General features: G+C 55.6%; 14 protein-coding genes. 11 read left to right on the plus strand and 3 right to left on the minus strand.

Going from position 1 to position 16,375, the window contains the following annotated elements; all coding sequences use genetic code 11:
• Positions 1-50 precede the first annotated feature (50 nt).
• The 9 genes from ACJA3I_RS02840 (at position 51) to ACJA3I_RS02880 (ending at position 9,684) form a co-directional block, all read left to right on the plus strand.
• On the plus strand, positions 51-1,826 hold the full coding sequence (locus tag ACJA3I_RS02840; protein ID WP_458863259.1) for a V-type ATP synthase subunit A: 1,776 nt from the start codon (positions 51-53) through the stop codon (positions 1,824-1,826).
• Positions 1,823-3,208, plus strand: coding sequence for a V-type ATP synthase subunit B (locus ACJA3I_RS02845; RefSeq protein ID WP_458863260.1), 1,386 nt, complete (start codon positions 1,823-1,825; stop codon positions 3,206-3,208). Before ACJA3I_RS02840 ends, ACJA3I_RS02845 begins: the two co-directional genes overlap by 4 nt.
• 27 nt (positions 3,209-3,235) lie before the next feature.
• Positions 3,236-3,928: a V-type ATP synthase subunit D gene (locus tag ACJA3I_RS02850; RefSeq protein WP_458863261.1), complete on the plus strand. Its 693-nt coding sequence runs from the start codon at positions 3,236-3,238 to the stop codon at positions 3,926-3,928.
• Positions 3,929-3,947: 19 nt separating this feature from the next.
• Positions 3,948-4,328 (plus strand): RidA family protein, encoded by a 381-nt coding sequence (locus tag ACJA3I_RS02855; RefSeq protein WP_458863262.1) that lies wholly within the window; start codon positions 3,948-3,950, stop codon positions 4,326-4,328.
• Between the two features lie 240 nt (positions 4,329-4,568).
• On the plus strand, positions 4,569-5,519 hold the full coding sequence (locus tag ACJA3I_RS02860; RefSeq protein WP_458863263.1) for an AEC family transporter: 951 nt from the start codon (positions 4,569-4,571) through the stop codon (positions 5,517-5,519).
• A 245-nt stretch (positions 5,520-5,764) separates the two neighbouring features.
• Positions 5,765-6,427, plus strand: a complete 663-nt coding sequence (rpe, locus tag ACJA3I_RS02865; protein WP_458863264.1) for a ribulose-phosphate 3-epimerase — start codon at positions 5,765-5,767, stop codon at positions 6,425-6,427.
• 260 nt (positions 6,428-6,687) lie between these two features.
• Positions 6,688-7,536, plus strand: coding sequence for a DUF3100 domain-containing protein (locus ACJA3I_RS02870; RefSeq protein ID WP_458863265.1), 849 nt, complete (start codon positions 6,688-6,690; stop codon positions 7,534-7,536).
• An 18-nt stretch (positions 7,537-7,554) separates the two neighbouring features.
• Positions 7,555-8,034, plus strand: a complete 480-nt coding sequence (locus tag ACJA3I_RS02875; RefSeq protein ID WP_458863266.1) for a DUF340 domain-containing protein — start codon at positions 7,555-7,557, stop codon at positions 8,032-8,034.
• A gap of 216 nt (positions 8,035-8,250) precedes the next feature.
• Complete coding sequence (locus ACJA3I_RS02880; protein WP_458863267.1) at positions 8,251-9,684, plus strand: VWA domain-containing protein; 1,434 nt, start codon at positions 8,251-8,253, stop codon at positions 9,682-9,684.
• A gap of 278 nt (positions 9,685-9,962) precedes the next feature.
• On the opposite strand, the gene ACJA3I_RS02885 is transcribed toward ACJA3I_RS02880, so the two are convergent.
• Both ACJA3I_RS02885 and ACJA3I_RS02890 read right to left on the minus strand, forming a co-directional pair.
• The gene (locus ACJA3I_RS02885; RefSeq protein ID WP_458863268.1) at positions 9,963-10,166 is read right to left on the minus strand and encodes a type II toxin-antitoxin system antitoxin; all 204 of its coding nucleotides are present in this window, start codon (positions 10,164-10,166) and stop codon (positions 9,963-9,965) included.
• A gap of 3 nt (positions 10,167-10,169) precedes the next feature.
• Positions 10,170-11,186, minus strand: a complete 1,017-nt coding sequence (locus tag ACJA3I_RS02890) for an SPFH domain-containing protein (RefSeq protein WP_458863269.1) — start codon at positions 11,184-11,186, stop codon at positions 10,170-10,172.
• 164 nt (positions 11,187-11,350) lie between these two features.
• On the opposite strand from ACJA3I_RS02890, the gene ACJA3I_RS02895 reads away from it, so the two are divergent.
• Positions 11,351-11,485, plus strand: a complete 135-nt coding sequence (locus tag ACJA3I_RS02895; protein WP_458863270.1) for a hypothetical protein — start codon at positions 11,351-11,353, stop codon at positions 11,483-11,485.
• Between the two features lie 99 nt (positions 11,486-11,584).
• Here the strand turns inward: ACJA3I_RS02895 and ACJA3I_RS02900 are convergent, their stop codons facing one another.
• Positions 11,585-14,161 (minus strand): NYN domain-containing protein, encoded by a 2,577-nt coding sequence (locus ACJA3I_RS02900; RefSeq protein WP_458863271.1) that lies wholly within the window; start codon positions 14,159-14,161, stop codon positions 11,585-11,587.
• Positions 14,162-14,660: 499 nt separating this feature from the next.
• On the opposite strand from ACJA3I_RS02900, the gene ACJA3I_RS02905 reads away from it, so the two are divergent.
• Positions 14,661-16,364, plus strand: a complete 1,704-nt coding sequence (locus tag ACJA3I_RS02905; protein ID WP_458863272.1) for a GspE/PulE family protein — start codon at positions 14,661-14,663, stop codon at positions 16,362-16,364.
• The last annotated feature ends 11 nt before the right edge of the window (positions 16,365-16,375 follow it).

The raw sequence follows: 16,375 nt of genomic DNA on the forward strand, positions 1-16,375 counted from the left end.
TTTTGCAGGGGCGCTTGCCCGCAAAAGCAGAAAGAAGGTTACAAGCTTTTATGGAGAATACAGGAAGAATCGTGAAAGTGGCAGGCCCCTTGGTCATCGCCGAAGGGCTTGCCCATGCGAATATGTTCGATGTGGTGCGCGTGGGCCCGCAGCATTTGATCGGTGAGATCATCGAAATGCGCGGCGACCGCGCCTCCATCCAGGTTTATGAAGAAACCTCCGGCATCGGCACGGGCGAAGAGGTCTATTCCACCGGCGCGCCCCTTTCCGTGGAGCTGGGGCCCGGCCTGATCGGCACCATCTATGACGGCATCCAGCGCCCGCTGGAAGAGATCCGCAAAGTGGCGGGCGACACCATCACCCGCGGCGTAGAGGTGGAACCCATCTCGCGCAAAAAGAAATGGAACTTTATCCCCGAAGCCAAACAGGGCGACCGCGTGACGGGCGGCGATGTGCTGGGCACAGTTGATGAGACCATCATCGTGAAGCACCGGGTCATGGTGCCCAACGGCGTTTCCGGCGTGGTGGAACGCATCGAGCAGGGCGAATTCACCGTTACCGATATTGTGGCGGTCATCCGCCGCGACAACGGCGAAACCCTGGAACTGCCCATGATGCAGAAATGGCCCGTTCGTGTGGAACGGCCCTATGCCAAAAAACTGGCACCCACTGTGCCGATGATCACCGGCCAGCGCATTGTGGATACCTTTTTCCCCATCGCAAAAGGCGGCACGGCGGCCATCCCCGGCCCCTTCGGCAGCGGCAAAACCGTGACCCAGCATCAGCTGGCCAAATGGAGCGATGTGGATATCGTCATCTATGTGGGCTGCGGCGAACGCGGCAACGAAATGACCGATGTTCTGCGCGAATTCCCCGAACTGAAAGACCCGAGAACCGGCGAATCGCTGATGCAGCGCACGGTGCTGATCGCCAACACTTCCGATATGCCCGTTGCGGCGCGTGAAGCGTCTGTCTATACCGGCATCACCATCGCCGAATATTACCGCGATATGGGTTACAGCGTGGCGGTCATCGCCGATTCCACTTCCCGCTGGGCCGAGGCGCTGCGCGAAATGTCGGGCCGTTTGGAAGAAATGCCCGGTGAAGAAGGCTACCCCGCCTACCTCAGCTCGCGTCTGGCGCAGTTCTATGAACGCGCGGGCCGCGTCATCTGCAAGGGCAGCGACGGCCGCGAGGGCACTCTTTCCGCCATCGGCGCGGTTTCGCCCCCGGGCGGCGATATTTCAGAACCCGTTTCACAGGCCACTCTGCGCATCGTGAAAGTGTTCTGGGGGCTTGACAGCTCGCTGGCTTACCGCCGCCATTTCCCCGCCATCAACTGGCTCAACAGCTATTCGCTTTATTTTGACCGCCTGCGCGAATGGTATGAAGATCAGATCAACCCCGATTTCATCCGCAACCGCAACGAGGCCATGAAGCTTTTGCAGCAGGAAAACGAGCTCAACGAAATCGTCAAGCTGGTGGGCATCGACGCGCTGTCGCCCGCCGACCGTTTGGTGATGGAAACCAGCCAGATGCTGCGCGAAGACTTTTTGCAGCAGAACGCCATGAGCGACACCGATTCCTATTGCGAGGTGGAAAAACAGTTCCGCCTGCTGGAATTGATCCTGCTTTATCACGAGACCGCCAAAAAGGCGCTTGCCGCCGGCGCAGCCATGGAAAAGGTTTTCGATATCGACGCCCGCGCCAGGATCGGCCGCGCGAAAGATATCCCGCGCGAGGTTTATCGTGAAAAATATGATGAGATCGAAAACGACATCAAGCAGCAGATCGCTGCCATCGCGGCGGAGGTGAGCGGAAAATGATGAAAGAATATCGCACGATCCAGGAGGTCGCGGGCCCGCTGATGCTGATTCGCGATGTTTCGGGCGTGGCTTATAACGAACTGGGCGAGATCGAGCTGCCCAACGGCGAGATCCGCCGCTGCCGTGTGCTTGAGATCGACGGCAGCAACGCGCTGGTGCAGCTGTTTGAAAGCTCGGCCGGCATCAATCTGTCTCAATCAAAAGTGCGCTTTTTGGGCCATGGCATCGAACTGGGCGTTTCACCCGATATGATGGGGCGCGTGTTCGATGGCCTGGGCCGCCCCAAGGATGACGGGCCCGAAATTCTGGCCGAGAAATCGCTGGATATCAACGGCACCCCGATGAATCCCGCGGCGCGCAACTATCCTTCCGAATTCATCCAGACGGGCGTTTCGGCCATCGACGGCCTCAATACGCTGGTGCGCGGCCAGAAGCTGCCCATCTTCTCGGGTTCCGGCATGCCCCACGCCCAGCTGGCGGCGCAGATCGCCCGCCAGGCCAAGGTTTTGAATAACGACGCCAAGTTCGCCGTGGTGTTTGCCGCCATCGGCATCACTTTTGAAGAAGCCGATTTCTTTGTGAGCGATTTCAAAAGAACCGGTGCCATCGATCGCACCGTGCTGTTTTTGAATCTGGCCAACGACCCCGCCATCGAACGCATTTCCACCCCCCGCATGGCGCTGACCGCCGCGGAATATCTGGCGTTTGAATGCGGCATGCATGTGCTGGTCATCATGACCGATATCACAAACTATGCCGAAGCGCTGCGCGAAGTTTCCGCCGCCCGCAAAGAAGTGCCGGGCCGCCGCGGTTACCCCGGTTATCTTTATACCGACCTTGCAACGATGTATGAACGCGCGGGCCGTCTGCTGGATAAAGAAGGCTCCATCACCATGGTGCCCATCCTTTCCATGCCCGAAGATGACAAGACCCACCCCATCCCCGACCTGACAGGCTATATCACCGAAGGGCAGATCATCCTTTCCCGCGAGCTTTACCGCAAGGATATCACGCCGCCCATCGATGTGCTGCCCTCGCTTTCGCGTTTGAAAGATAAGGGCATCGGCGCGGGCAAGACCCGCGAAGATCACGCCGGCACCATGAACCAGCTTTTCGCGGCCTATGCCCGCGGCAAAGACGCCAAAGAGCTGATGACCATTCTGGGCGAAGCGGCGCTGACCGAAACCGACAAGCTTTATGCCAAATTCGCGGATGCTTTTGAAAGCGAATATGTTTCGCAGGGCTATGACACCAACCGCACCATCGAAGAAACACTGGATCTGGGCTGGAAACTGCTGACCATCCTGCCGAAGACCGAACTCAAGCGCATCAAGCCCGAGCATATCGAAAAATATTATCCCAAAGAAAAATATAAAATCTAACGCTTTTTGCGCAAAGGAGGAATGCAGATGGCTCGGCTTAATGTGAACCCCACCCGAATGGAGCTGTCACGCCTGAAAAAGCGGCTGGCAACAGCCACCCGCGGCCATAAGCTGCTGAAAGATAAGCGCGATGAGCTGATGAAACAGTTCCTTGACATCGTGCGCATCAGCCGCGACCTGCGCGAAAAAGTGGAAGTTTCACTGATGGAGGCCTATCAGGGGTTTGCCGCCGCGGGCGCGGTGATGTCGCCCGAAATGTTAGAGCAGACTTTCCTGTATCCGAAGCAAAGCGTCGGCATTGAAATGACTTTTCGGAACATCATGTCAGTGAATGTGCCCCTTTATAAGATCATCACGAAAACCGATGACGAATCGGATATCTATCCCTACGGTTTTCTTTCCACCAGCGGCGAACTGGATGATTCCGTGCGCCGCATTTCAGAGGTCACCCAGGATCTGCTGCGGCTGGCCGAGATGGAAAAAACCGTGAAGCTGCTGGCGCAGGAGATCGAAAAGACCCGCCGCCGCGTCAACGCGCTGGAATATGTGATGATTCCGCAGTTGCAGGAAACGATCAAATATATTACAATGAAGCTGGATGAAAACGAGCGCGGCAATCTTTCCCGCCTGATGAAGGTAAAGGATATGATGGTCGAACAGAACATCCGCAGCAAACAGGCTGCGGAAGCAGCGGCTTCCATCCGGCAGCCCAATCAATAAAAAGAAAGAGGTAATTCCTATGGCAACAAAAATCGTAACGGAAAAAGCACCCGGCGCTATCGGCCCCTATTCTCAGGGCGTTATTGCCGGCAACATGGTCTATACTTCCGGCCAGATCCCCGTTGATCCCGCCACCGGCAAAGTCGCCGATTGCGTGAAAGAACAGACGAAGCAATCCCTCACCAATGTGAAAGAAGTGCTGGCCGCCGCCGGCTGCACCATGGAAGATGTGTTCAAGACCACCGTATTCATTAAGGATATGAACGATTTTGGCGCGATCAATGAAGTGTATGCCACTTTCTTCACCGGCGATGTGCTGCCCGCCCGTTCCTGCGTGGAAGTTGCCCGCCTGCCGAAGGATGTAAAAGTAGAGATCGAAGTCATCGCCCTGAAGAAATAAGAGCTTGATTTCCAGACCCGCGCCGTGAAAAACGGCGCGGGTCTTTGCTTTTTCGGCCCAATTGCCGCCGGTTGCCGCATCTTGCGGTTTTTCTGCGTGTTTTTGCCTTTTTTCGCTTTTTTCTGCGGGCGGCGGTTTTTTTAGACAGTTTGCCGATGGAAAGCCCCCGAAAAGGTTGTATAATAAAAAAGGTTCATCGCCCTAACAAACATCGCGGCGGTGGGGATGGAGAGAACGAAGATGTCGATCGTAAACGCATTCAACGGGGTGTTCGCCCTGATGCTGCTGATGATGCTGGGCTTCTTTATGACGAGAAAGAAATTTCTCACCGAAGACTATTATCATTTTCTCAACACTTTCATCATGAAATATACCGTGCCGGCGTTTCTGTTTGAAAACGCCATCAAAAATGTGACCTGGGAATTCATCACCCAATCGGGAACCATGCTTTTGGCGCCCTTCATCACCCAGCTGGGCGGCTATTTCATCGCTTTGGGCGTTTCAAAGCTGATGAAGATCCCCCGATCCCTGCAGGGCATTTTCATTTCGATCTTCGCCATGTGCAACACGATGCTGATGGGGTTCCCCATCTGCATGCAGATCTTCGGCGAGATCAGCGTGCCTTATGTAACGGCCTATTATATCGCCAACACCCTGGTGTTCTGGATCCTCGTGGCGCCGAAGATCGCCGCGGGCGGCGAACTGGGCGGCGAAATTTCGCTGAAAGAAAAGATCAAGCGTGTGTTTTCCCCGCCGCTCACCGCGTTTATCTGCGGCACGGCGGTGAATCTGATCGGCATTCCCGTGCCGAAATTCATCCAGACGGCGCTGACCGATTTCGGCGCGCTGACTTCGCCCATCGCCATGCTGATCTGCGGCTATCTTCTGGCCAGCATGGGCAAGGATGTGTTCAAGACCCCCAAAGCCATTCTGGTGGCGGTGGGCGCCCGCCTGATCTGGTCGCCGATTTTCTGCGCGCTGATCTGTCTGGGGCTGAAAGTGCCCGCGCTGCCGGCCTGTGTGTTTTGCGTGCAGGCGGCGATGCCCGCCATGAACCAAACGGTCATCCTTTCGGGGCTTTATAAGGCCGATGACCACGCGGCGGCTCAGGGGCTTGCGCTTTCCAACATCCTTTCGGTGCTCATCATTCCGTTCACGGTTTATTTTCTCAATATGGTGTTTCCGTTTTAAACCACGAAGCGGCCGCCCTTTTTTAAAAAAGAGCAGCCGCTTTTCTATTGGAACAGCAGCGAAAACCGACCGCGGGGTTTTGAAAGGCCAAACGGAGGACGGCGCCGCACGCTGGAATGGTTTCGTTGCTATTAAGAATATATGCGGGTATAATGGAAAAGGAAACAACCGGCGCGCCGCTTTGAGAAGGGGGCAGACCCGCTGTTTCCCCAAAACAAACTCAAATTTATGGGAGGCCTTGAAATATGGTCAAAATTGCTCCGTCTATCCTGTCGGCAGATTTTTCAAAATTGGGGGAAGACATCCGTGAGGTGCTGCAGGGCGGCGCCGATTGGATCCATGTGGATATCATGGATGGCCACTTTGTGCCCAACATTTCCTTCGGCCCGCCGGTGCTGCGCTGCATCCGCAAAGCCACCGAAGGGTTTCTGGATGTGCATCTGATGATCTCCCAGCCCGAAAAATATCTGCAAGTGTTCCTCGATTGCGGCAGCGATCTTGTGAATATCCATCTGGAAGCCGAAGGCGATAAACACGCCATGCTCAAAACCATCCGCCAAAACGGCAGGCTGGCGGCGCTGACCATCAAGCCCGCCACCCCCGCCGAAGCGCTGTTCCCTTATCTGGAAGAAACCGATATGGTGCTGGTCATGTCGGTGGAACCGGGGTTCGGCGGCCAGAGCTTCATGCCCGAATCGCTGGAAAAGGTGAAAGCGCTGAAAGCCGAGATCACGCGCCGCGGCCTTGCCTGCCAAATCGAGATCGACGGCGGCATCAATCTGGAAAACGCGCCGCTGGCGGCGCAGGCCGGCTGTGATATTCTGGTGGCCGGTTCTTCCGTTTATGGCGCAAAAGACCGCGCCGAGCGCCTTGCCGCGTTTCACCGCTGCTGCCGGGCGGCGCAGTAACTTCGCCAAAGCCCATGGCCCCTCGCTTTGAAACCGCCCGGAAACGGTTTGCAAAGCGGCGCAAAAAGACCGCCCCGCCCATTTTGAAAGCTCGAAACCCCTTGGGTTTCGGGCTTTTTTGTAATGTTTCGGCATGCTGAAAATTCATGCTCTTTTTTCGCCGCCGCTTTCATATAGTAAAAACAGAACAAACTGTTGTTTCGGCCGGCGAAAAAGGGGAAAAAGCCGAAAAGCAGAAATTGAAAACGGGAGGAAATCGTATGGGCGCATTTTGGAAGGAACTGAACCTGAAAGACTGGAAGATCCACACGCTTTGTCTGGCGATGGTGCTCATCAGCGAAGGATTGGGCAAATTCCCCGTGAAATACGGCATCATCAGTTTCACCCTGCTGCCAATGCTTTATGCGCTGGTCATCGGCATCATTCTGGCATCGCTGAAAAAGATCAAGCGCGAAACCATGGAAGAAGCTTCGCCGTATATCGGCATCAGCGTGATGTTTTTAACGGTGAACATGGCGGCCACCATCGGCCCCAACCTGGCTTCTGTTTTAAAAGCAGGCCCCGCGCTGATTCTGCAGGAACTCGGCAACCTCTGCACGGTGTTTTTCGCGCTGCCGGTGGCGGTTCTGGTTTTCAAAATGGGTCGTCAGGCGGTGGGCTGTTCGTTCTCGATCTCGCGCGAAGGCAGCCTTGCCATCATCGGCGATATTTACGGCCTTGATTCCCCCGAAGGTCAGGGCGTTATGGGCGGCTATATCACGGGCACGCTGCTGGGCGCCATTTTCAACAGCATCATGGCTTCCGTCTGCGTGGCCATCGGCTGTTTCCATCCCTATGCGCTGGGCATGGCGGCGGGCACAGGCTCGGCTTCCATGATGGCGGCGGCGCTGGGCCCCGTGGTGGATGCTTTCCCCGATATGGCTTCGGAAATTTCGGCTTACGCGGCTTCTAGCCAGGTGCTGACAGGCATCGACGGGCTTTATATGAGCCTGTTCGTGGCGCTGCCCATGACCAATTTCCTTTATCGCAAACTGCGCCACGAAAAGAAACCCGCCAAAAAGGTGGATTACAAAGAAGTTTTGCAAAACAGCAACGCGGATGACGATTGATCGAAAGGGGGAGGCAACATGAAAAACTGGGCGATTCGTATTAAAGTTTTGATCATCAGCGGGTTGATCGGCGCCATCGGCAACTGTATTGCCACATGGAAAGCGGGGAACCCCGTGGCCCCGTGGGCGGCGCTGCCCGCGCTGGGCGCGATGTTTCTCATCATTCTGGTGGGCTGCGCCGTGCAGGAACTGCTGGAACGCTATTGCCATATCAAGCTGCCCAAGATCTTATATATTTCCATGCTTACCATCCTGCTGAGCATCCCCGGGTTTTCACCTGTGGCGGGCTGGATCGCGCGCGAATTTTCAAAAGTGGGCACGCTGGCCCTCTGCACCCCGATTCTGGCCTATGCAGGCATTTCCATCGGCAAGGATATGGAAAGCTTCAAAAAACAGGGGCTTGCCATCATCTGCGTGGCGCTGATGACCTTTGTGGGCACTTATCTGGGCTCGGCCATCATCGCGCAGATCCTGCTGAAGGCCACAGGCGTGATCTAACGAGAAAAAAGGCGGGCAACGGCCGCCGGCGAAACCGCGGGAAAATGTTTCCCGCGGTTTTTTGATGAAAAACAAAACGGAGATTTTTCGAAAAAAACCGCCGCATCTTGTAACCAAAGCAAAAAGTATGATATGATAGCAATAGCCGCGAAACAAAGGTTTTGCGGCGGCCAAAAGACAAAACGGTTTTGAGTTTATAAAAAAGGGAAGATGAACATGAAAAAACGCATTCTGTCACTGTTTCTTCTTTTTCTGATGCTGCCGCTCATCGGCCTGCCCGCGAAGGCCCTTTCTGTGGAGCAGGCGGGTGCCAATATGCCTGAGATCAGCCTGTTTCTGCATGACGACAACGGCATTCTGACGCAAAAGAAGGCTGAAGATTTCACCGCATCGCTGGATGGCCAGCCGCTGAAGGTGGAAAAGCTCACCCCTTCCGAAGAGGGCGTTTTTTATGTGTTCATGCTGGATATTTCACGCTCGATCCCCACGCAGCATTTCGAAGCGGCCAAAAAGGCCGTGATGGATACCTATGCCACCCTGCGCCCCCAAGACCGCCTGGCGGTGATCTCATTCGGCGACAAGGTGACGCTGATGCTCAACGGAACAGAGGGCCGCGACGAGGCCCAGAAGGCGCTGGAAGCGCTGAAAGGCGATAACAGCTACACCAGCTTTTATGGCGCCATGAAGCTTTTGATCGACACGGCTTCGGCCGAAAAAGAAATGCGCCGCTGCGCCGTGGTGATTTCCGACGGCATCAGCACGGGCGACGCCGACATGAGCGAAAGCGAACTGGAACAGCTGCTGCAAAAAAGCGGCGTGGCGGTTTATGCGCTTTCCATCGATACGGCTTCCGCGCAGGATACCGAAGCATTCCGCAGCTTTATCCGCCTTTCGGGCGGCGAGCTTTACCCGTTTTCACCGGCGGATGTGGGCCAAAAGCTGAAGGGCCTGCTGGAGCGCATCGGCGGCGTGTGGCAGCTGGAGCTTTCGGCGGAATCGAACCTTGCCGATGGTGCGGAACATACCCTCACGGTGGAAACCGCGGGCGAACAGCCCATCACCACCCAGATCACCACAAAAGACTGGATCCCCGATGAAATCGCACCCACGCTGACCGAACAGGCGGCGGATGTTGGGGCGGGAACCATCCGTTTGACCTTCAGCGAACCGATGCTGGGGCTCGATCAGGCCGCGAACTATCAGCTGACCGACCCGAAAGGCAAAAAAATCAGCCTCACTGTGGAATCTTCCGATGCCACCGGCGTTTTGCTGAAAGCCGAAGGGCTGAAAGAAGAAGCGGGATGGCAGCTGGAGCTTTCGGGCATCACCGACCGCTCGATGGAAAAGAACCCTCTGAAAGAAACCAAACTGAATCTGTTCGGCGCGGCGGCGGAAGAAACGAAAACCCCTGCCGAAAGCCACACACAGGCGGTGAAAAGCCAATTGCTGGGGCCGATCCTCATCATTGCCGCGGTGATCCTTGCCGTTGCGGCGGCTGTTGGCAGCGCCGTTTTTTACACGAGGCATAAAAAGCCAAAACCCGAAAAAACACAGCAGCAAAAGAATGAAAAACCCGAAACGCCCGAAACGCCCCAGACAAAAGTGCGGTTCTATTTTGAAAACCACGAAAAAAACCGCGATAAAAAATAAAACCGGGCTTTGATACAACACGCCTCCGCTTTTGCGGCGGGCGCCCATGAGACCTGTGGAAGGAATGGTTAAAACCATTGCCTGCATTCCGGCTTGCAGGCATGATTCCGCCGCAAGGATATATCCAAATGAAATGCGCAACCGGCTTATCGCGCCCCGCGTTTTTACCCGATAGAAAAGGGATGAAGCACCGCCGTTTTCGGCAGGCTTCATCCCTTTTTTCATATCTTTGTTTGGCGGCGCGGTTTTATTTGGCGGGGGCTTTGCGCCGCGCGGAATCATTCCAGATCCAGCCGGGGGGGAACATCCAGTTCCTTGGGCGGGCCGCCGCCTTTTTTCTTGCGCTGGCGCACACATTCCGTCAGCAGATACTCGATCTGGCCGTTGACCGAGCGAAAATCATCCTCTGCCCAGGCGGCGACGGCATCATAAAGGGCGGGGGAAAGGCGCAGGGGAACCTGCTTTTTCTGGGCTTCACCCATGGCTTAATAAAGGCTGCCGGAATTGACCACCGGCTGGGCGTCGCGGTTGCCGCAAAGCACCACAAGAAGATTGGAAACCATGGCGGCCTTGCGCTCGTCATCCAGTTCGACCACCTGGTTTTCACTCAAGCGGGCAAGGGCCATTTCCACCATGCCCACAGCGCCATCGACGATCATTTTGCGGGCGTCGATGATGGCCGAAGCCTGCTGACGCTGCAGCATGACAGCCGCGATCTCGGGGGCATAGGCCAGATAAGTGATGCGCGCCTCGATGATCTCAAGGCCGGCCCCGCTCACTTTCTGCTGGATCTCATCGCGGATGCGCCGCGCCACGATCTCGCTGGAACCGCGCAGGCTGCCTTCATCCGCCACACCGTCGCCGGTGGTATCTACATTGGGCGCCACATCATAGGGATAAACACGCACAATGTTGCGCACCGCGCTGTCGCATTGCAGCGAGAGATATTCTTTATAGTTATCCACGGTGAAAACCGCTTTGGCCGTATCGACCACGCGCCACATCACCGCAATGCCGATTTCCACCGGGTTGCCCAGACAATCGTTGATTTTCTGGCGATTGTTGTTGAGGGTCATGACCTTCAGCGAGATTTTGTGGTTGACCATCTGGGGGGCAGAAGCGCCGGTGGTGAGCACAAGGGATTTGCCGCGATCGGCGCTATCCACATCGCCGCTCTGGTTTAAATGAGTTTTGGCGGCGGGGTTCACACTGGTGCAGAAGGGGTTGACAAAATAAAAACCCTCGCCCTTCAAAGTGCCGATGTAATTGCCGAAAAGGGTGAGCACCAAGGCTTCCTGCGGCTTGAGAACTTTCAGGCCGGGCAGCGGGAACCAGCCGATGCACAGCCAGACGATGCTCACGATCAGCCATACGGGCGAAGCGCCTTTCTCCAGCGCCATCCCGCCCAGAATGCAGCCGACCACCGCCAGCAGATAAAGGGCAACGGTGAGCAAAAGCGCCGCCATGCCATGCTTTTTGTTATTCAGGATTTTCTCATTCATAGAAAATTCCTCCGTTAATTTGATATCAAAATGATATTACAATGATAGAGATGTGTCAAGAGGAAAAAGAAAAATATTTTTAAAGCCGGCGCGGCTGCGATTTTTAAAAGAAAAACGGGATAAAACCCGCCCAAAAGCCGGTTTTATCCCGTTTGAAAGCTGTTATGAAAAAGCAGACCCGCGAAGAAAGGAAAGAATGCTGTGGAGAAGCGAAACCAATAACACAAGGAGAGAAAGTAATAGAGCGTGAAACCAATATCACAAGGAGAGATTGGCTTAAAAAAGGAAAGATTGATTAAAAAAAAAGTAATAGAGCGCGAAACCAATATCCTAAGGAGAGAATGATTTAAAAAAGAAAGTAATAGAGCGCGAAACCAATATCACAAGGAGAGATTGATTTAAAAAAGGAGGGAGCGCAGCTCGGCTTCTACGGTTTGCACTTCCTGCAAAAAATCGCGGGCAGAAACGCGCAGAGCGCCGTGGCCGAGGATGATGAGCTGTTCCGCGCCATCGGAAGTCGCCACGCGCACGCGGCTGCGCCGGCCCAGCTCGTGGGTCACCTTTTCGATATACATATCGGCGGTTTCGGCTTCTTTGGTGTAAACCACGCTGATGTTATGCACCTTTTCCACACTGCCGAGGTTGCCTTTGATCTTATAGGCGTCAAACACCAGAATCACTTCGCAGCGGCGGTAAGCCTGATAGTTGCAAAGGATGTTTATCAGCTTTTCGCGGGCGACATCCATGCTTTCGCGGGCCAAAGCGTTCAAAGAATCCCATGCGAAGATGATGTTGTAACCATCCACCAGAAGATATTCGGGGCCGGTGGGCCGCGGCGCGGCGCGCAGAGCCGCGGTGGTCTCGGCGGAATCTTTGGGCGAAGCAAACGCCTTGCGCTTGTCGCGGCGGATGGGGCCATAGGTTCGCTCGAAAATCGCCATCAGCTCGGCGTCTTCTTCCAAAGTGGCGTAATAAGCGGCGGCGCTGCGGCGGGGAAGATCGGGCGAAAGGCTTTCTTCGGCCTCGGCCTCTTTCGGGGGGCTGTAAGCGGGCAGATGCATCTGCCGCTCCACCTGATCCCACTTCACGGTGAAGCCCGCCCCATGAGCGCAGAAAACAGAATCCGCGGTGTTTTCCACATCGGCGTCGCAATCATAGGCGATCTCGCGGATGACCTCTTCGGCCGTGTGGCAGGGCGCATATTCCAGAAACGAGCAAAACAGCCGCCCTTTTCCGCGGGTGTAACCCATGACCTCGGCGGCATAATCGCGCAGGGCCGCCACGGGCGCGCTGCCTTTCAGCAAAGCGCTGTCGTTATCCAAAGCGGGCTGACCGAATTTGGCGTTCATGCGCTGAAGGTCGCTCATGGCGCGGCCCAGATTTTCGGCGGGCAGCTCCAGCCGGAAAGAATACCACGGTTCCAATAAAATGCTTTGCGCGCGGCGCAGCCCCTGGCGCAGGGCGCGATAGGTGGCCTGGCGAAAATCGCCGCCTTCGGTGTGTTTCACATGGGCGCGCCCCGCCACCAGCGTGATCTTCATATCGGTGATGGGTGAACCGGTGAGCACGCCCAGATGCGTTTTTTCTTCCAGATGGGTCAGAACCAGCCGCTGCCAGCTTTTTTCCAGCTGGTCTTCACGGCAGGCGGAAGCGAACTGCAACCCGCTGCCCCGCGGCAGGGGTTCCAAAAGCAGATGCACTTCGGCATAGTGGCGAAGCGGCTCGAAATGGCCCACGCCTTCCACCGGCGCGGCGATGGTCTCTTTATAAACAATGCTGCCCTGATCGAACCCCACCTGCAAGCCGAAACGCTCGGCCAGAAGGGTTTGCAGAATTTCAAGCTGGATCTGCCCCATCAGCTGCAAATGCAGCTGCCCCAGCTGTTCGTTCCACATCACATGCAGCTCGGGGTCTTCTTCCTCCATGCGCCGAAGGGCTTTCAGCGCGGCGTGCACATCCGCCTGCGGGGGCAGCAGAACGCGATAGGTCAACACGGGTTCCAGCATCGGCAGGCCTGTGTCTTCTTCGGCCCCCAGCCCCTGCCCCGGATAGGTTTGGCTCAGCCCCGTCACGGCGCAGACGGCGCCCGCTTCGGCCTGGGGCACGGTTTGGAATTTCGCGCCGGAATACAGGCGGATCTGATCGACCTTTTCACTGAGCGCTTCGCCCGAAGCGGTTTTCATGGCCAGCAGCTCTTTCACTTTCAAAACGCCGCCCGTGATCTTCAAATGGGTCAGGCGGCCGCCCTGCTCATCCTCGCTGATTTTAAAGACTTTTGCCGCGAAATGTTCCCATGGCTGGGGCTGGCGGGTGTTTTCTTCCAGACAGGCCAAAAGCGCTTCGATGCCTTCCATCTTCAGCGCGGAACCGAAATAACAGGGGAAGACCCGCCGCCGCGCAATGGCGGTGATCAGCTGGTCGGCCGTCAGCGCGCCATGCTCTAAATAACCCGCCATCAGCGTTTCATCGCAAAGGGCCAGCGCTTCCCAAAGCTCGGCGTTTTCCGCGCCGAAATCCACACAGGCTTCGGAAAGGCGCTTTTTCAGATTTTCCATCAGCGCCTGCCGCCCCGGCCCGGGCAGATCCATTTTATTGATGAAAAGAATGGTGGGAATGCGATAACGGCGCAACAGCTGCCAAAGGGTCTCGGTGTGGCTCTGCACGCCGTCTGTTCCGCTGATGACCAGAATGGCGTAATCCAGCGCCTGCAGGGTGCGTTCCATCTCGGCGCCGAAATCGGCGTGGCCGGGGGTATCCAGCAGGGTGATCTCGGCCCCGGGCAGCGTCATGCGCGCCTGTTTCGAAAAAATGGTGATGCCGCGCTCTTTTTCCAGCGCGTAAGAATCGAGGAACGCATCGCCGTGATCTACCCGCCCCGCTTTGCGCAGCTGGCCCGAGCGATAAAGCATCGCTTCGGCCAGCGTTGTCTTGCCCGAATCCACATGGGCCAAAATGCCAATTGCCAGTCGTTTCATATTCTCTTCCCATTCCGATAAGATTCTTTTGAAACCATGCTTCCTATTATAAAGGGTCTTGGGCGCAAATGCAATTTGCGGGCGCTATTTGGTGAAAAGCCGCAAAAAACTTGAAAAAAAAGTAAAAAAAGGCAAAACCTGTACCATAGGACAGTTCTCTTGGCAAAAAAAGGTGATATACTATAAAGTTGTGAAATAAAGACCTTTATCAGTCACAAAAGCAAAAAGAAGAAAATAAAATCGGGAAATATGTAACCGGGCGAAGAGGGAGCCGGCGGTTGGGAACCATCGTTCAGCATTGATTTTTTCGGGGGAAACCATGAAAAAAATATCCAAAACATCAGAAAAATTCGACGAAATTCCACAAAGGCAGTTGACTTATTTAGATGATTTATCTAATATAAAACTAGGTATAAATAAGAGGCTGCCCGCGGCGGAACCGGCTTTGCAACAGCAAAACCGGTCGCGGCCGGTTTTGAGCAGAGGATGTGCGAAATTCGTGGAATTTGAAAATAAAAAAATGCGTTTGGGCGATCTGCTGGTGCTGCGTGGCGTCATCAACGAAAAACAGTTGGCCGCCGCTCTCGAATTGCAGAAAAAGCAGCATAAACATCTGGGCGATTGCCTCATCCAGCTGGGCGCGGCCACCGATGATGATATCGCAAACGCGCTGGAAGTTCAGCTGGGCATCCCGCGCATCCATCTGCGCGGCGTGAAAATCGAACCCGAAGTCATCGGGCTTGTCAGCGGTTCGGTGCTGCGCAAGCATAATGTGCTTCCGGTGGGCTATGCGCCCGGGCAATCCAACACGCTGCTGCTGGCCATGTCTGACCCTCTGGATATGGTGGCGCAGGATGATATTTCGATCATTACCAACTGTCTCATCGAGCCGCAGATCGCCACCGTGGGCGAGATCAACGCTGTGCTCGATAAATATTTCGGAACCGACGAAGCCATGTCGGCCGCCGAACAATATACCCGCGAGCGTGAGACCCAGATGCAGCAGCTGGCCGCCGCGGCGCAGGAAGAAGCTTCCGAGCTGGATAACGCCCCCATCGTGCAGCTGGTGCGTTCGATCATCGAACAGGCTGTGCGCCAAAGGGCCAGTGATATCCATTTCGACGCGCTTGAAAAACAGGTGCGCGTGCGCTATCGCGTGGATGGCGTGCTCAGCGAAAAAATGCTTTATGATATCAGCCTTCTGCCGGCCATCGTCACCCGCGTGAAGATCTTATCCGGCATGGATATTTCAGAAAAACGCAAGCCGCAGGATGGCCGCATGACCGTTTCCGTCGATCGCAGCGAATATGACATCCGTGTTTCGGTGCTGCCGTCTTCCTATGGCGAAAAAATCGTCATGCGTCTTGCTTCCTCCACCGCGCTGACCCGCAGCAAGGGCGATCTGGGCATGCAGGATTGGGAGCTGGAGCGGTTCGACCATATTCTGGCCAACCCCAACGGCATCATTCTGGTAACAGGCCCCACGGGCAGCGGCAAATCCACCACGCTTTACACCGCGCTTTCAGAGCTCAACACCGAAAGCGTGAACATCATCACCGTTGAAGACCCTGTGGAAGCGAACATCGCGGGGGTCAACCAGGTTCAGGTGAACCCCAAGGCCGATCTGACCTTTGCCACCGCGCTTCGCGCCATTTTGCGTCAAGACCCCGATATCATCATGATCGGCGAGATCCGCGATTATGAAACCGCCTCCATCGCCGTTCAGGCCTCTATCACGGGGCATCTGGTGGTCAGCACACTGCATACCAACAGCTCGGCGGCCACCATCACCCGCCTTTTGGATATGGGGCTGGAATCTTATCTGCTGGCCGATTCCGTGGTGGGCGTCATCGCCCAGCGCCTTGTGAGAAAGCTTTGCAAATCATGCAAAAAGCCGCGCCCCGCCACCGAGACCGAAAAAAAGCTGATGGGCGTGCCGCTGGATCGGGAAATCACCGTTTATGACCCTGTGGGCTGCCCGCTTTGCGGCGAAACAGGGTTTTATGGCCGAATCGGCGTTTATGAGATCATGGAAATGACGCCCGAGCTGCGCCAGCTGATCACCGACAAAGCTTCCACCGAAGAGATCCGCTCGCTGGCGCTTTCCCAAGGGATGCATACCCTGCGCATGAGCGCTTCCAGTTATGTGCAGCAGGGCGTGACCACTGTGGAAGAAATGCTGAAAGTTTCGTTTGAAGAATAATTCGCTTTTGA

The organism is Acidaminobacterium chupaoyuni (genome assembly GCF_047936785.1).
Lineage (GTDB): Bacteria > Bacillota > Clostridia > Oscillospirales > Butyricicoccaceae > Acidaminobacterium > Acidaminobacterium chupaoyuni.

Bases quoted from the DNA above. Each gene is read 5' to 3' on its own strand.
- ACJA3I_RS02890 (WP_458863269.1), bottom strand. From the start codon at position 11,186: ATGAATGAGAAAATCCTGAATAACAAAAAGCATGGCATGGCGGCGCTT.
- ACJA3I_RS02875 (WP_458863266.1), top strand. From the start codon at position 7,555: ATGAAAAACTGGGCGATTCGTATTAAAGTTTTGATCATCAGCGGGTTG.
- ACJA3I_RS02900 (WP_458863271.1), bottom strand. From the start codon at position 14,161: ATGAAACGACTGGCAATTGGCATTTTGGCCCATGTGGATTCGGGCAAG.
- rpe (WP_458863264.1), top strand. From the start codon at position 5,765: ATGGTCAAAATTGCTCCGTCTATCCTGTCGGCAGATTTTTCAAAATTG.
- ACJA3I_RS02880 (WP_458863267.1), top strand. From the start codon at position 8,251: ATGAAAAAACGCATTCTGTCACTGTTTCTTCTTTTTCTGATGCTGCCG.
- ACJA3I_RS02855 (WP_458863262.1), top strand. From the start codon at position 3,948: ATGGCAACAAAAATCGTAACGGAAAAAGCACCCGGCGCTATCGGCCCC.
- ACJA3I_RS02860 (WP_458863263.1), top strand. From the start codon at position 4,569: ATGTCGATCGTAAACGCATTCAACGGGGTGTTCGCCCTGATGCTGCTG.
- ACJA3I_RS02895 (WP_458863270.1), top strand. From the start codon at position 11,351: ATGAAAAAGCAGACCCGCGAAGAAAGGAAAGAATGCTGTGGAGAAGCG.
- ACJA3I_RS02850 (WP_458863261.1), top strand. From the start codon at position 3,236: ATGGCTCGGCTTAATGTGAACCCCACCCGAATGGAGCTGTCACGCCTG.
- ACJA3I_RS02845 (WP_458863260.1), top strand. From the start codon at position 1,823: ATGATGAAAGAATATCGCACGATCCAGGAGGTCGCGGGCCCGCTGATG.
- ACJA3I_RS02885 (WP_458863268.1), bottom strand. From the start codon at position 10,166: ATGGGTGAAGCCCAGAAAAAGCAGGTTCCCCTGCGCCTTTCCCCCGCC.
- ACJA3I_RS02870 (WP_458863265.1), top strand. From the start codon at position 6,688: ATGGGCGCATTTTGGAAGGAACTGAACCTGAAAGACTGGAAGATCCAC.
- ACJA3I_RS02840 (WP_458863259.1), top strand. From the start codon at position 51: ATGGAGAATACAGGAAGAATCGTGAAAGTGGCAGGCCCCTTGGTCATC.